Annotated in this window: 15 protein-coding genes; 7 read left to right on the plus strand and 8 right to left on the minus strand. The window is 47.2% G+C overall.

Features of this window, described 5'->3' with window-relative positions:
* Nucleotides 1-290 precede the first annotated feature (290 nt).
* From ABEW34_RS05450 to ABEW34_RS05460, 3 genes are all read left to right on the plus strand, one after another.
* The gene (locus ABEW34_RS05450; protein ID WP_430155654.1) at nt 291-962 is read left to right on the plus strand and encodes a helix-turn-helix transcriptional regulator; all 672 of its coding nucleotides are present in this window, start codon (nt 291-293) and stop codon (nt 960-962) included.
* On the plus strand, nt 952-1,257 hold the full coding sequence (locus ABEW34_RS05455; RefSeq protein ID WP_430155657.1) for a hypothetical protein: 306 nt from the start codon (nt 952-954) through the stop codon (nt 1,255-1,257). Before ABEW34_RS05450 ends, ABEW34_RS05455 begins: the two co-directional genes overlap by 11 nt.
* A gap of 145 nt (nt 1,258-1,402) precedes the next feature.
* A complete protein-coding gene (locus ABEW34_RS05460; RefSeq protein WP_430155659.1) occupies nt 1,403-2,545 on the plus strand; it encodes a stalk domain-containing protein in 1,143 nt (380 codons plus the stop codon).
* A gap of 107 nt (nt 2,546-2,652) precedes the next feature.
* Here ABEW34_RS05460 and ABEW34_RS05465 read toward each other — a convergent pair whose 3' ends face one another.
* The 5 genes from ABEW34_RS05465 to ABEW34_RS05485 form a co-directional block, all read right to left on the minus strand.
* Entirely contained in the window at nt 2,653-4,608 is a 1,956-nt protein-coding gene (locus ABEW34_RS05465; RefSeq protein ID WP_430155661.1) for an ABC transporter substrate-binding protein, read from the minus strand.
* 214 nt (nt 4,609-4,822) lie between these two features.
* On the minus strand, nt 4,823-5,236 hold the full coding sequence (locus tag ABEW34_RS05470) for an S-layer homology domain-containing protein (RefSeq protein WP_430155663.1): 414 nt from the start codon (nt 5,234-5,236) through the stop codon (nt 4,823-4,825).
* A gap of 17 nt (nt 5,237-5,253) precedes the next feature.
* Nucleotides 5,254-6,459, minus strand: coding sequence for a fibronectin type III domain-containing protein (locus ABEW34_RS05475; RefSeq protein WP_430155666.1), 1,206 nt, complete (start codon nt 6,457-6,459; stop codon nt 5,254-5,256).
* 189 nt (nt 6,460-6,648) lie between these two features.
* On the minus strand, nt 6,649-7,587 hold the full coding sequence (locus ABEW34_RS05480) for an aldo/keto reductase (RefSeq protein WP_430155668.1): 939 nt from the start codon (nt 7,585-7,587) through the stop codon (nt 6,649-6,651).
* 48 nt (nt 7,588-7,635) lie between these two features.
* Nucleotides 7,636-8,634: a Gfo/Idh/MocA family protein gene (locus ABEW34_RS05485; protein ID WP_430155670.1), complete on the minus strand. Its 999-nt coding sequence runs from the start codon at nt 8,632-8,634 to the stop codon at nt 7,636-7,638.
* Nucleotides 8,635-8,756: 122 nt separating this feature from the next.
* Here ABEW34_RS05485 and ABEW34_RS05490 point away from each other — a divergent pair, with 122 nt between their 5' ends.
* Nucleotides 8,757-9,608 (plus strand): AraC family transcriptional regulator, encoded by an 852-nt coding sequence (locus tag ABEW34_RS05490; protein ID WP_430155673.1) that lies wholly within the window; start codon nt 8,757-8,759, stop codon nt 9,606-9,608.
* A gap of 157 nt (nt 9,609-9,765) precedes the next feature.
* On the opposite strand, the gene ABEW34_RS05495 is transcribed toward ABEW34_RS05490, so the two are convergent.
* From ABEW34_RS05495 to ABEW34_RS05505, 3 genes are all read right to left on the minus strand, one after another.
* The gene (locus ABEW34_RS05495) at nt 9,766-10,050 is read right to left on the minus strand and encodes a hypothetical protein (RefSeq protein WP_056031318.1); all 285 of its coding nucleotides are present in this window, start codon (nt 10,048-10,050) and stop codon (nt 9,766-9,768) included.
* Between the two features lie 189 nt (nt 10,051-10,239).
* Nucleotides 10,240-10,431 carry a hypothetical protein gene (locus ABEW34_RS05500; protein WP_430155677.1) on the minus strand — a complete coding sequence of 64 codons (192 nt, stop codon included), beginning with the start codon at nt 10,429-10,431 and terminating at the stop codon, nt 10,240-10,242.
* Nucleotides 10,432-10,644: 213 nt separating this feature from the next.
* On the minus strand, nt 10,645-11,496 hold the full coding sequence (locus ABEW34_RS05505) for a helix-turn-helix domain-containing protein (RefSeq protein WP_430156179.1): 852 nt from the start codon (nt 11,494-11,496) through the stop codon (nt 10,645-10,647).
* Nucleotides 11,497-11,662: 166 nt separating this feature from the next.
* Here ABEW34_RS05505 and ABEW34_RS05510 point away from each other — a divergent pair, with 166 nt between their 5' ends.
* The 3 genes from ABEW34_RS05510 (at nt 11,663) to ABEW34_RS05520 (ending at nt 14,308) form a co-directional block, all read left to right on the plus strand.
* Nucleotides 11,663-12,826 (plus strand): Gfo/Idh/MocA family protein, encoded by a 1,164-nt coding sequence (locus ABEW34_RS05510; RefSeq protein WP_430155679.1) that lies wholly within the window; start codon nt 11,663-11,665, stop codon nt 12,824-12,826.
* A 177-nt stretch (nt 12,827-13,003) separates the two neighbouring features.
* Nucleotides 13,004-13,423 (plus strand): GNAT family N-acetyltransferase, encoded by a 420-nt coding sequence (locus tag ABEW34_RS05515; RefSeq protein ID WP_430155683.1) that lies wholly within the window; start codon nt 13,004-13,006, stop codon nt 13,421-13,423.
* Between the two features lie 27 nt (nt 13,424-13,450).
* Nucleotides 13,451-14,308, plus strand: coding sequence for an aminoglycoside 6-adenylyltransferase (locus ABEW34_RS05520; protein WP_430155686.1), 858 nt, complete (start codon nt 13,451-13,453; stop codon nt 14,306-14,308).
* Nucleotides 14,309-14,381: the final 73 nt, after the last annotated feature.

The following is a 14,381-nucleotide window of genomic DNA, read 5'->3' on the forward strand; positions in this document are numbered from 1 at the left end:
TACATGCGTTAGATAATTATTTATATTTCGTCTAGTTACAATATTCATCAGCTTCACATTCATCACTTCTTTACAAATCGAGGGTTTCAAACTGGATCAGACTTCTAAATTTTTAATTCAAACGGAGCTTCGAATCCATATTAAGTTATTGAAAATCCAGTTGGCAAAAAGAATAGCAATAAGAATAGCAATCAAGGAAAGCAATAAGACTAACGTACTTGCTGCTTGGAGGTTATCCTTTATAATAAAGGATGCAGGTTAATCATTCATTTTCGTTTCGAGGTGTTTTTATGGAATGGCAGCATACGATCCAATTATGGAACCAAAGGCCTGTTCAAGTGCTGGATATTCGCCATCTTACGATGAAGCCGGGAGAGGAGCGGTTAGCCTATCGCCTTCCTGCAAACGCTTTTGTATATGCCAATCAAGGCAAAGCCAGGCTGGAAATGGAGGAGCTAGAAGCTCCTTGCGATAACGGTTATTTGCTGCATGCTGGAAAAGGCGCTAACCTGAACATATGGTGCGGGGATGAGCCGTTTGACTATTATTTAGTTTTATATAAACCACTGGGCGTGATAGGCAATCATGTAAGGCATGGTGATATAGAACAGCAGGATGTGTTCGGGCCACGCTATGCCTTTGAGGTGACACATGCTTTGTCGCTGCTGTCGTTGCTGGAGCAAATGTCTCAGCTGTGGGCAAGCAGCGAGGAGCTGGATCGGCTGCAGGTAACGGGGATTTTCTATCAATTCGTGGTCGAACAGTTTCGTCAACTGCAAATGGTGAAGGCCGATGCAGCAGTATCAGATTTACCCGAGCAAATCGCTGAGTACATTCATGAGTATTTTCATAAAACAGTTACGATGGAAACGATGGCTGGGAAGTTCCATTACAGCACGCATTATTTGGCGAGGGTGTTCAAGCGCAAGTTCGGCTGCAGCAGGACTTGTCGTGTACAATGAGTTGAAGCTGAAGCCAAGCAAGCTGGTGCAGGAGCTCGTGCTCGACAAGGAGGAGAAGGTGGTCAACTTGTCAATGGAGATGATTCCGCAATTGGATGCTGATCATATTTTTCTGACGGTAGATACGGGTGCGGAGGAACAAGCGAAGGAACTGCTCGAAAGCTCGCTGTGGAAAAATCTCCCTGCTGTTAAGAATACCAACGTCCATCAAGTAAATTTCGAGAGGTGGATGAAGAGCGGCCCAATTGCTGACAGCAGCAAAATCGATGATGTGCTCGCGGTATTGGCACCATAAGTTCCTTATTTTAAAAAATGAAGCTGCTTTCAGCGTTGTGCTGGAGGCAGCTTCTTTTATTATGCGGTTATTGTTGAACTCTCTAATAAACACTGTTTCATGCCGATAATTACAATAGTATACGGATATACGGAGGGATAAACAGATGGAGAGAAAGCAAGCAGCTAAAGGCAGCTTATTACTGCTATTAGCTTTAGTATTAATTATGATGTCTATATCATCAGTATCGGCAGCAGCTGTCCCAGTCGAGAAGCCGATAAAATTTTATGTACTGGGTAAAGAAATTAAGCCCGTTAACGCCCCCATTATTCGTGGAGGACGGGTGTATGTTGAGTTTCGCAGCGCCGTGAAGGCTTTAGGCTTTACTTTTAACTATGATAAGTCGAGGAAGATCATTACGGCCAGATCAGAGGATGCCTTTTTCAAAATTGATTTGTATAGTGGAACGGCTTATGTTAACGGAGTGCAGTTTATTTTTAATGGAGAAACACCTACTATTATTGAATCTGGGGCGAACACCTTAGTTCTTGGCCTTTTGTTTCAACCTACAGAGTATTTAGTTGCAAAGTATGATGCAGACAAAAGAATCGTAAACGTACATGAAAGTATGTGGCCAAAACCCAAAAAGTCCGATCTTAGAATCATTCGATTCCTTGTTGAGTCACATTATCAAAAGGTTAATTCCGATATACAGATAACAAGCTTTGAATTGGAATCTTGGGGCACGTATGTCACGATCCTCACGGATATATTCATACCGAAGAAGGGGAATGAGTTGCTCGATCGGATGGAGCATGCGACTATTAGAATGAGTAATGAAGAAGGAAAAGGTTGGGGTGTATATGATGTTGCATCAGAAACCGAATATCTTGATTATGAGTCACTCTCTCAGAAGGAGGCAGCTGTTCCTGCTAAAGATAAATCCGATATCTACGATCTATTGAAGGCAATTGCAAAGGCGCTCGATGATGAAAATTCCACGGCTTTGATTGAAACGATCAATCCCGTTTATTGGACAATGGAAGGTGAATTAACCAGGGAAGAATTGGATGAATATTATACCTCTTATTTTTTAAGTTACGACTATAGGTGGGAGCAAGCGACAATTGTTTCATATGAGCCGAATAAAGCAAAAATATACCTTGTGTCCACGGTGAAAAATAATGAAGAACCTACAGAAGAATTTGCTCGTCTCTATGAATTGCAGAATGTAAGTAAAGCAGCTGATGGCAAGTGGTACTGGGAGCTTGACAGCTCTATTGTGTTTAATTCGGAGATTGTTACATAAAGTGGGGACAGGAACAGGCAGCAACGCACGTTTCACGCCGATGCTGCCTGTCTTTTATAGAGCTAATATTTTACTTCATTATCTAATTGCTAAACGCCATTAAATTATCATTTCGTACTCACAAGCCAATCAGCCAACTCTTCCGTTTGGGTGAGGATGGCGATCGGGTCCCAGTACCAGGAACGCTCTTTGCCCCAAATAAATACCCGATCATTTTTGACGGCGTCGAGCGTGGACCAGATGGGGTCCGCTTTGAGATCGTCAATAGACAGCCTATCGGTCGTGAGCACAATATAATCCCCCGCATATTGAGGCAATACCTCATTCGAAAGGGTTGCCCATCCTGGATCGCTTATCTCAGCAGCTACTTCAGCAGGCGGCTTAAAGCCAAATACATTGTAAATGGGCTGCCCGCCTTTGCCATAGTTGGCGCCAACCGCCGAAACGTCTTTGCCGAGCCATTCCAAGACAGAAAACGTGCTGTCTGCGGAAATGACCTCAAGCACTTTTTCTTTCGCTGCTTCTATGCGCTTATCGTAGTCAGCTAGCCAAACGGTTGCTTCCTGCTCCTTGCCCAGCAGCTCGCCAAAATAAGTAACTTCCTCATGTACCGATTTAAGCGAAGCATAAGGAATAATAATAGTTGGTGCGATTTTGCTGAGCTGATCATTCATTTCAGTATACATGTCATCCATAATGATCAGGTCAGGCTCAATGGAAACAATTTTCTCAAGACTGCCGTTTCCGTCTCCTAAATCCTCTACATCCTTTAAAGCTTCGCTTAAATAAGGATTGGAAAGATGGTGTGTGGAGGTTCCAACCGGAATCACACCGAGTGCTAGGAGGCTTCCTAAGTATTCTCCGGCCACTACGCGCTTCGGATGCAGCGGAACTTCAACCTCGCCCATTATAGTTGATACGGTTTTAGCTCCCTCTAGCTCAGGCGCAGTAGTTGCCGTTGCTTGCGGGGAATTGCTTGGTTCGGTAGAGCTTGCTGCGCCAGTCCCAGCATTATTGCTAGACGCGTGCGTTCCGCAGGCGCTGAGAAGAAGCATAAAGCTGAGTAATAATACCGCCGCCATGGACGGTTTTGATTCACTAAACATGTCAGATTCTCCCTCTTCGCTACGTTGATAATCGTTATCAGCTACATCAGTATAGCGGAGCGTTTTTGAAGGGGCAATGGAGAATCTCATGATTGTAGAAGGACAATCTTCTAGCCTTTGTTTATTGGAATGCTCTGCTCTAAATAGAGTGGGAGAGACGCCTTTATATTTTTTGAACAGTCTGCCTAAATAATAAGGGTCCCGATAGCCCACACCGGCCGCTATTTCGCTTAATGTGGCATTCGTTTCAAGCAGCAGAGCTGCGGCTCTATCGATACGGACTTTGATTAAATAATCAATAGGGCTAACGCCAGTCCGGCTTTTAAAATAGGAGGATAGGTGAGGGACGCTGTAATTCAAGCTTTCTGATAAAGACTCAAGTGTGATTGGCTCAGCGTACTGCTTATGAATGATCGCAATGATTTGTGCCGCCAAATCCCTTTTTTCTGAACGAGAGCCCTGCAGCTTCAGTTGATTTAACAGTTCGTGGACGAACTGGGAAAGCAGGTTTTTGGCACGCAGCTGTCCAAGTGCCTCCGCCTTGTTCCATTCCTTGTGCATGTCCGTCAAGCAGCGATATAAAGCGACGGGGTGAGCAGGTGCAAATTCATATAACGTTTGAAAAGGGCGCAGCCGTTCAGCAAGCTGAATAATGGGCTGCGGCGCAGGCTGGGGGATCGTCGCTTTATAGTAGACGCTATAATATTCAAAGCCGTCCTCGCCAGCCCGAAAATCGTGTGCTGCTCCTTTACCCATATGCAAAATCTTAAAATAGCTTAAAGCATGCCATTCCCCGTTAACCTGTACTTGTGCGTTTCCACGCATACACATAATAAACAGGCTGGCAGGTGCTCTATATGAACGAGTGGATTCAGCAGGTTTCAGGACAACACGGCGAACGTCCAGCAGCCTACAATAGGTGTAATTCCATATCGCGATATGATCATGTACGTCCATCCTCTGAAACCTGCTTTCTGCATAAATGCCGGGCTGCTTCGTGCTTATACGCTTTATTATAAAGGACGGCTCTTATGATCAACAACCGGCGGTGCCGCAAACTGTGGCGTTTGTCTTTTATGATGAAGATGGCTTGCTGAAAAATAGAAGGGGCTGCCCCCCAGCCATATTGGATGAATTGGAGGGCAACCCCTTGTTATATGTCTAATTTTAATTATTGAATCAGGCTTGATTGTTGCAGCAGTCTTTGCATAATGGCTGCGACCTCGGCTCTTGTGATAAAAGCTTTAGGAGCCAGCTCGGTGCTGGTTCTTCCTGATACGATGCCTGCAAGCACGCTGTCGGCAATGCCATTTTTCGCCCATTCAGCAGCATCCGCTGCATCTTTATATGGAAGCAGAGTTTGCTCTGCCGCCTCATTGGCTAGTTGGGCTTTCAAATTCGTAAGCGTCATTGCCTTGGCGATCATGAGCATGGCTTGCTTCCGTGTTATTTTATCATTTGGACGGAACGTTCCATCTTCAAACCCTGTGATTAGCTCATAGGCATTAGCGGTATGAATAGATGAGCTGTACCAGTCCGAGGAGGATACATCTGAAAAGGAAAATGCTCCATTTTCCAGTCGCAAGCCTAGTCCACGGACGATTACAGCCGCAAACTCTGCGCCTGTAATATCGCGATTGGGATTAAAGAGACCACACCCTTGACCGTAAATTCAACGGCAGGAACGACAAGCGTGAGGTCTTCTTTTGCTACTGCATGATTCACCAAATTTTTTGCATCAGCAGTTGGCGTAGCTATTGTTATTTGAATTTTAATATCCTGCAAAGCTATACCATTGCCTAGCTGGGCGGAAATAACGCTGCTATTGATGATTAGAAGAGCTGGAACTTTGTAAGTCGCACGATCGGTTCTGATCTCTAGAATAGCTTGATAATCTTCCATCGTTTTAAGCATTTGCCCATTGATTTCACCAATGATGACATCAGATTGGCTGCTTACCGGAATCGTTACGACGGCAAACTTGCCTTCATCCGTAAGCTTTTGCTCCAGCATTTTTTGATCCACCATAATGGTTGTTGTGGAACGGTTGTTGATGACCGTGGTGGTAGCAGTACCGATATTTTCAACCTTTCCGTTGATCCATACTTCAACACCGTTACGGGTAGTTGTCGAATCTGTCGGCTGGGTAGCAGCCGATGAAGATCCGCCTCCACCACTATTGCTGATTGTCGTAACTGGTGTGATGGTATCTGAGACAGTGGAAGGCTCGCTTTCGCCAGCAGCATTAATGGCTCTGACCGTAAAGGTATAGCTCGTACCATTTGTTAAACCTGTAATGGTAATCGGGCTTGTTGTTCCAGTGACCGTTGCATTCCCTGGAGTAACGGTTACTTGATATCCCGTCACTAAGCTTCCGCCGTTATCTGCTGGGGCAGTGAAAGTAACGGTTGCCTGCCCATCACCAGCTACTGCAGTAATGTTCGTTGGAGCTGCGGCAACGGTAGCTGGAGTTGTGCTGGCTTCATTGGAATCGAGGCTTAAACCTCCTGCATTGCCTGCTTTTACAATGAAGTAATAAGCTGTACCGTTGCTCAGATTTTGCACATTCGTGCTATTGCCTGTCACTGTTGCGACTGGTGTATTACTGTACTGACCGGAAACATTTGCTATATAGACATTGTAATAGCTCGCTCCTGCTGAAGGGCTCCAATTCAAGGAAGCCTGTTGATCACCGCTAAGGGCAACGAGAGTTTGCGGTTGATCAGGCACGATTAGTGCGTTCACGGTAACGGTTGTTACATCGCTGGTAGTCGTAGCGGTTTGATTGCCCGTAGCACTGCTGTCCATATTGGTTACGACAACGTAGTAATAGGTCGTTCCTGCACTAGAGGTAGGCGCTGCATAGGAAGCAGTAGTTGCGCCGCCGATAGGCGAACCGCCAACATTATTATTAATATTTATTTCGCGAAAAGCACGTCAAAAAGCCGCCAAAAGTCTGGCGGCTCAAAAGTGTTTTTGATCAATTGTCTTTCAGCATTAGCCGCGATCCGAAATCAGATCCAGCCAATTCCGCTCTTCCGCTGTCAATGTAATAAGCGAGCCCTCATCGCAGGATCGCAGCTCCTCCAGTGATTGTGCGCCAATTAAGGCGCAGGTCGGGAACGGCTGATTCAGCACGTAAGCGAGTGCGATTTGAATGGCGGTAACCCCTTTGCGGGCAGCAAGCTGCTTGGCACGCTCCAGCCGCTCCCAGTTGCCGTCGCTGTAGAAGACGCGGACCAGATCGGCATTCGACCGATCCTCAGGTGTAAAGCGTTCCGTGAAGAAGCCTCTGGCTTGGGACGACCACGAAAATAACGGCATTTGCGTTGCTTCATGCCAAGCGGATGTCTCTTCATCGGCGGAAACGCAGCCTGCCCAGAACGGTTCGTTTGCTTTTGCCAGGCTGAAGTTAGGGCTATTGAAGGAAAAGCCCACCAAACCTTTGGCTGCCGCATAATCGTTGGCTTCCTTAATGCGCTGCCATGACCAGTTGGACACGCCAATCGTCCGAACGGCGCCTGAAGCGACATGTTCGTTCAAAATTTCAATGACCTCGCCAGCGGGAACGGCTGGATCATCGCGGTGCAGCGCATACATATCAATGTAGCCGGATTGCAGACGCTCGAGGCTGGTATTCAAATCGCTGCGAATCGCTTCACTGCTTACACGAGGGCCATTATGGTCATGATGTGCGCCTTTAGTCAATATGACCCACTGCTCCCGATTGCCTCTTTCCTTCAAATAACGTCCGATAACTTCCTCGCTTTGGCCGCCGCAGTAAATATGGGCCGAGTCAATGGAATTGCCGCCGATGGCGAAAAACGCATCCAAGTTTGCCGCAGCTTTATCATAGCGGTCATGTATAAAATAATCAGAGCCTTTCATTAGCCGGGATACCGGTTTGTCCAAGCCTTGCACCTTTAAATATTCCATCGTTGTCGAGACCTCCTCAATAGGCTAATGTGCTTGAAGCGTTTAAGCTTATAAAATAACTCTTTGACGACAGCGTGCAGACTGCAGACAGGCATCAATCACTTTCATATTGCGGATGCCATCCGCAGCACCGAAGGTTAGAGCTTTACCCTCTGTAATGGCACGTGCCATATGGTCGGCTTGCTCGGTATAGGCATTTACATAAGGGACTTCAACTTCCTTACGTTCGCCGCCAGATGTGACGAATATCGTGCCGCTTTCTGGAGTAGGCGTAACAAATGCGGAAGGAACCTCGATAATGCCATCGCTGCCTAATATCTCAAGCGGATTACGGAAGGCGGACCACATGCCGCAATCGAAGGTGAGCGATACATTGCCCTCGAATTCGATGAGCCCGGACGCCATCATATCCACATCGTCATGCTCGGGGGAAAATTGGGCATTTACCGTTACCGCCTCAGGCTCCTTGCCCAGCAATAGGCGCGCTGCATTAATTGGATAGCAGCCTACATCGTAGAGGGAGCCGCCGCCCCAAGCCTTGCGATAGCGGACGTTCGCTTTATCTCCTGCATTATTGAACGTAAAGGCGCTGCGAATGCCGCGTACCTCACCGATGGCACCGTTTGCAATTAAGTCTTTAATCGTTTCATAGCGGGGATGGTAGCGATACATAAAAGCCTCGGAAAGCAGGACGCCAGCTTGGTCAGCGGCTTCAGCCATTTCTGCTGCTTCATGTGCCGTAAGGGCAAGCGGTTTTTCGCATAAAATATGTTTGCCCGCCGCGGCGGCCTTGATTGCCCATTCCTTATGCAAATGGTTAGGGAGCGGTATATAAATGACGTCGATGGAGCTGTCCGCCAAAAGGGCTTCGTAGCTGTCGTATGCAGTCGGAATTTGGAGTTGCTCGGCGGTTTGCTTAGCCTTGTCTCCGTCGCGGCTGGCGATGGCAGCCACTTCATTTAATTCAGATAAATGCAGCCCTGGAATAACAGCGCGTTTCGCAATTCCAGCACAGCCAATAATGCCCCATTTCAACTTTTTGCTCATAATTCAACCTCGCTTTGTAGGAAAGTTTATGATGATATTGCGATTATAGAGGATGTGAATTAAAATTAAAATGATAATATTTTGCACCCTGTTAAAACAATATTGTCATTGAGGTGTTGAATTTGCATCGTCAAAGCCATTTGCTTACCCTGCCGAATATGCCTTACTTTTGTTTTCCGGAATCGGTTGGGAATTACAATGAACAGCCTGAGCATAGCGTATATCGGGAAGCGGGCGCGCTGAATAATTTTAATATCCATTATGTCGCATCGGGCAGAGGATTTGTCGAATTGGACGGTGTCGTTCATGAGCTGCGGGCGGGGGAGGCGGTACTGTATTTTCCACTGCAAAAGCAGCGTTATTACAGCAGCAAGGATGAGCCATGGGATATCCGCTGGCTTCACTTTTATGGCGGCAGCGGACTCCGCGATTATTTGCTTGAGCAGGGCTTGCACAAAAGCCCTTTATGGAGACTTCGTCAGTCCGCGGTTTGGGAGAAGGCTCATGAGGAGCTGCTGGGCGAAGCGGAGACGTATCGCATGCTGCATCCGGCGCATCTCTCTATGCTTACTTATGCTTTGCTTACAATATTCGTCGAGCAGGCAGTGGCGCTGAAACAGGGCAAGGCGGAAACATCCGCCGACCGAATTATGGAGCTGCTTCCGCAGATGCAGCAGGAGGCGGTGAAGCCGTTTATTTTGGATGAATGGGCGGCTAGGCTCGGAGTTACACCTTATTATTTCTGTAAGCTGTTTCGAGCGGCGACGAGGATGACACCAATGGATTTTATTACGCGCTGTCGCCTGCAAGCGGCCAAGCAGTGGCTTTTGGATCGGAAGGATGACAATATTGGGCAAATTGCCGAGGAAGCTGGTTATCCGAGCGTCAGCTATTTCAATAAGCGTTTTATGCAGCATGAAGGCATGACGCCGACTGCTTACCGCCGACTGTACGGCATGCATGGAAAGGAATAAAGGGTGCCTGGGCTAGGAAGCATGGAGCAGATCATAGGAGCTTTGGCGTTCCAGGGGGGAAATAAAAAAGGTTGGATTTCCTCGGTTAGAGGAGAATCCAACCTTTTTCCAATTGCGGAATACAGGCACTCGTTAGCCGATTGTAGTGTGCGAAGATCTAGGAGGAGTGTTTTTTCAGCTCAGACTTTTTGTAAACCAGCTGCCGGGAGAACTCGGCTTGTTTTTTCGCGCTTTCGGCGATTTCCTCATTTAATTTATTCATGCGGGTCAGTTTGCTGCTTAAATCGCTGGGCAAGCTGCTTTTTTTGCTATCCTTTTGCAATTGCTTCAGCTTCGCTTGCGCTTTAGCGGATTTATTTTTCTCCAATACGCTTTGGGCTTCTAAAGCAGCAATTTCTCTTTTGAGCCGGCTTATAATCGATGTAGTGAAACTAATGGACATTCAGGCACCTCTTCATCTTATCTTAGAGCATTCTCTCATTTTACTATAAAGTGCTTAGTAGCGCGAATGGATGGGAATTTTCCTTTTCCTTGTATTGCGGGAAGATGAAATTTAATAGCATAAAAGGCACACACCAAAATCTATCAACTTCCATACAATAATATCAACTCTATCAATAAGGAGGTGATATTATTGCCAGGAAAAGGAGTCAGTCGCAGCTATAGCAGCAAAAGTTATAGTAACAAAAGCTATGGAAATAAAAGCTATGGGAATAGGAGCAAAGATGATCGAAGCTGCAGCAACAAAAGCGGAGGCAGTAACAGCTGTATTCGGAACATTCTTAAGCGTATTGGCGTAGGTACTACTAATATTCGCATTCATTTTGATGGCACCTCCCATGTAGGCGTGTTCATGGGAGTGGCCGATGGTTGTGCCATTCTTAATGTGAAGGGTGTGGTTACTTATATTAAAGTCATTTCCATAACCGCTGTTGAAATTGGGGTTAAAGTGAGCCCTGTCCGAAAAGGGAAATGGAAATGTAGAAAAGCTTAGCGTTGAGAGAGTAAGGCTGCCTTCTATGCGGATAGAGCGGCCTTATTTTCGTCGCTGGATATGCAGTCGATATTGATGCGGCGTATGTCCCATCTGCTGACGAAACACCTTGCAGAAATAAGAGGGGTTGCCCATGCCGACGCGGGTGGCTATTTCAGGTACGGTAAGCGTTGTTTCGATTAAATAGAGGCAGGCATGGCGGACTCGGGTCGCTTTGGTATAGTCCATAATCGTCGAGCCTGTGGCCTGCTTGAACAAATGCACGACATGATAGCGGGACAGATGCAGTGCTTTGGCCATTTGCTCCAGCCGGAACGGCTCCTGATAGTGCTGTTCGATCCACTCCATCATTTCCTCTACCCTGTGGCTCTGCCGTCTTGTTCGCAAGGCAGCTTGGCTGCCGGGCTTTTGGCGAATGGCTTTCAATTGCCGCAGCAGCTCCAGCAGCAGAAAATGATCGTCCTCCTCTTCCGCTGGCTCATCCGCAGCAAGCTGCTCCCGCGTTTCCTTAAATTGCTTCAAAAGCAGCGCAAGCGGCGACGTTTCAGAAATTCCGTACCAGGGCTCGCCGTAGGATCGAAGCAGCAATTCCTCGAAAAAAGCTTTCAGCAATGGGAAGGAGCTCCAGTATTTTTTGAGTGGCGACGGCTCAAACATGAGTACGGTGCGAACGAACGGCTGCTCCGCCGATACGTCCATCTGTACCCGGTGAAGCTGAAAGGGATGGAAAACCATTAAAGTATGGGGCTCAACCCGGTAACGCCTGCCTTCAACGATGAGATTTCCCCGACCGGCATGGACATAGGCAAATTCCATTTGGGAATGGGCATGAAACACCTCCCAGAAGCTGCTATCGGATGAGATGCGATAGTTGAATGAAAACTGCTCTTCCATTTTGTGCACGGCTGCCCGGACCCCCTTATGTCGCAAATAACTGCAAACGCTTCAAAACCGCAATATAGTTGTATTTTATCACAATTCCCAATCATAAATGAGGTTGATTTTCCTCTAAAATAAAGAAGGAAATATTAACTCATTTGCGGACGGGGGAGTTCGTTTTATGCTGAAGGTAGCGGTTATTGGAGCAGGAGCCATTAGCTCCGCTCATTTGGAAGCGTATAGAACATTTAGCGAGCGCTGCAAGGTTGTAGCGATTTGCGATTCCTACATGGATAAGGCACAGGCGAGACTGGAGCAGTTTCAATTAGAAGGCGTTAAAATTGTAGCTGATTATAAGGAGTTGCTTGGGGAGGATATCGATTTGGTATCGGTATGCACGCCGCCGTATACCCATGCGCCTATCGCGGTCGATCTGTTGAACGCTGGCAAGCATGTACTGGTAGAAAAGCCGATGGCCTCTTCTTTGCAGGAATGCGACCTAATGAACGAAGCGGCCCGCCGCAGCGGGAAAATCCTTTCCGTTGTGGCGCAAAATCGCTTTAAAACGCCGATGATGAAGCTGAAATCGGTAGTAGATAGCGGTTTAATGGGCCCTATCGTCCATGCTCAGGTGGATTCCTTCTGGTGGCGGGGGCATTGCTATTACGATTTGTGGTGGCGCGGCACATGGGAGAAGGAGGGTGGCGGCTGTACGCTGAACCATGCGGTGCACCATATTGATGCGCTGCTGTGGATGATGGGCCAGCCCAGCGAGGTTCAGGCCTTTATGACGAATACATCGCATGATAATGCGGAGGTCGAGGATCTGTCGATGGCCATGCTGCGCTTCCCGCAAGGGGCGCTCGGACTTGTGACTAGCTCGGTCGTGCATCATGGCGAGGAGCAGCAGCTGATTTTTCAAGGCAAGCAGGCCCGTGTATCCGTTCCATGGAAAATGAAAGCTTCTATCTCGCAGCCGAATGGCTTCCCTATAGACAATGAAGAGCTGGAGCAGCAATTGCAGAAGCTGTATGACAGCCTTCCGGAGGTGGCTTATACGGGCCATTTCGGACAGATTGATAACGTTTTGACCGCGATTGAGACGGGCGCGCCCGTACTCATTGACGGGATCAGCGGCCGCAGCACGCTTGAATTTATTACGGGCATTTACAAGTCGGCAAGCACAGGAGAGAAGGTCACTTTCCCATTGGTGCAAAGCGATCCTTTTTATACGCGCGAAGGCTTGATGGCGAATACGCCCCGTTTTTATGAGAAGAGCGCCTCGGTTGAAAATTTTCAGGAAGCCGCCATTACGACAGGCAGCAGCCTGGAAAATAAAGCGTGACGCTGCAAATTAACGATAGCCTAGTCCAAGCATTGGGATGCTTGAGCTAGGCTGCTTTTCATTTTGCTCAACCTGATAAAATGTGTTCTATTGGGATATAGCTTTTTCTGCATTTTAGGTTGATAATACAAGGATGGGACAGGAATTATCTGGGAGAAAGTAGAGGGGGGGAGAAACATGGAGCTTCAAATCATCAATGAATCAAATTCAGCCGATAAGAAAGCTGTGCTAAATAAGCTAATCGCCTTTAATAGGAAGCATTTTCCGAAAGAATTAAGCGCCAGATACCAAGAGATTAATCTGATTTTAAAAAAGGACGATGGCGTCGTATATGGCGGGCTGCTGGGCGAAGTGTGCTGGAACTGGCTGGAGGTGCACATTTTATTTGTAGATGAGGAGCTGCGCAAGCTCGGATATGGATCACAGCTATTAGAAGAAGCGGAAAGGCTTGCCAGGGAGAAAAAATGCGATTTTATTAAGCTGGATACGTTAAGCTTCCAAGCGCTGGATTTTTACAAGAAGCATGGCTATGAGGTGTACGGAACGATAGACAACGCCGGTGGCCATCAGCATTATTATTTGAAAAAGGAGCTTTAATACTCCATAAGTAAGGGCGGAGCGAAAATGGCGGATTTATACGAAATGCTGGAGCAGCGAATCGTAAGCTGGGCTGGTGAAAACGAAGAAATACAGGCGATATATCTTATGGGCTCGCGGGCAAGAACGGAAAAGCCGTTCGATGAATTTTCCGATCTGGATATTGTCATTTATTCGAACAATCCGGACTACTATTTTCAAAATAATGATTGGCTGCTGGACATTGGGGAAGTATGGACGAGCTTCATGTACCGGACGGCAGGAGGAGACCCTGAAAAATTAGTGCTTTTTGGCGAGGGGCTGCAGGTGGATTTCTTGTTTTGTCCTATCGCTGAGCTAGAGCGTTTGGCGGCTAACAGGCAAGTTCCGCAAGGCTTTAAGCGCGGGGTAAAGCTGCTGCTGGATAAGACGGGCGAAGGCGACAAATTGCTTCCCAAAAAATTTGTATCTGACCTGCCGCCATCGGTTACGGAAGCTGCCTTCCAACAGGTCGTTAACCAATATGGGTTTGCCTGCTTGTATGTGGCGAAGCAGATTTTGCGCGGTGAATTATGGGTCGCTGGGGAAAGGGATCATGATTGCAAGAGGCTGCTGCTGCAAATGATGGAGTGGCATGCCAAGGCGATTCATGGACAAGACTATGACACGTGGCATGCAGGGAAATTTATTGCAGACTGGGCAGATGCAAGGGTTATAGCGGACTTAAAACAATCTTTTGGAGGTTTTGATCAGCTTGCTAGCTGGAAAGCCTTGATCGTTTCCTTTGACTTATTCAGTCGTCTGTCCTTGGAAACAGCGCAGGTTTATCATTATGAATACCCGCACAGCTTGTATAGCCATGTTAAAACTTGGCTGCAAGCGAGACAAATGGACAAGGTGACTTAGATTGGTTTAGCTGCGTGCAGCCTGTGCAGGTGAATTAAGGGCGAAATTTCCGTGTTTTCTATAATTGCCAAAT

The organism is Paenibacillus algorifonticola (assembly GCF_050481745.1).
Classification (GTDB): domain Bacteria; phylum Bacillota; class Bacilli; order Paenibacillales; family Paenibacillaceae; genus Pristimantibacillus; species Pristimantibacillus algorifonticola_A.

What these genes read in the sequence shown, in the direction of transcription:
- ABEW34_RS05450 (WP_430155654.1), top strand. Translation starts at nt 291, where the DNA reads ATGGAATGGCAGCATACGATCCAATTATGGAACCAAAGGCCTGTTCAA.
- ABEW34_RS05460 (WP_430155659.1), top strand. Translation starts at nt 1,403, where the DNA reads ATGGAGAGAAAGCAAGCAGCTAAAGGCAGCTTATTACTGCTATTAGCT.
- ABEW34_RS05465 (WP_430155661.1), bottom strand. Translation starts at nt 4,608, where the DNA reads ATGGACGTACATGATCATATCGCGATATGGAATTACACCTATTGTAGG.
- ABEW34_RS05475 (WP_430155666.1), bottom strand. Translation starts at nt 6,459, where the DNA reads ATGGACAGCAGTGCTACGGGCAATCAAACCGCTACGACTACCAGCGAT.
- ABEW34_RS05480 (WP_430155668.1), bottom strand. Translation starts at nt 7,587, where the DNA reads ATGGAATATTTAAAGGTGCAAGGCTTGGACAAACCGGTATCCCGGCTA.
- ABEW34_RS05485 (WP_430155670.1), bottom strand. Translation starts at nt 8,634, where the DNA reads ATGAGCAAAAAGTTGAAATGGGGCATTATTGGCTGTGCTGGAATTGCG.
- ABEW34_RS05495 (WP_056031318.1), bottom strand. Translation starts at nt 10,050, where the DNA reads ATGTCCATTAGTTTCACTACATCGATTATAAGCCGGCTCAAAAGAGAA.
- ABEW34_RS05500 (WP_430155677.1), bottom strand. Translation starts at nt 10,431, where the DNA reads ATGAATGCGAATATTAGTAGTACCTACGCCAATACGCTTAAGAATGTT.
- ABEW34_RS05505 (WP_430156179.1), bottom strand. Translation starts at nt 11,496, where the DNA reads ATGGAAGAGCAGTTTTCATTCAACTATCGCATCTCATCCGATAGCAGC.
- ABEW34_RS05510 (WP_430155679.1), top strand. Translation starts at nt 11,663, where the DNA reads ATGCTGAAGGTAGCGGTTATTGGAGCAGGAGCCATTAGCTCCGCTCAT.
- ABEW34_RS05515 (WP_430155683.1), top strand. Translation starts at nt 13,004, where the DNA reads ATGGAGCTTCAAATCATCAATGAATCAAATTCAGCCGATAAGAAAGCT.
- ABEW34_RS05520 (WP_430155686.1), top strand. Translation starts at nt 13,451, where the DNA reads ATGGCGGATTTATACGAAATGCTGGAGCAGCGAATCGTAAGCTGGGCT.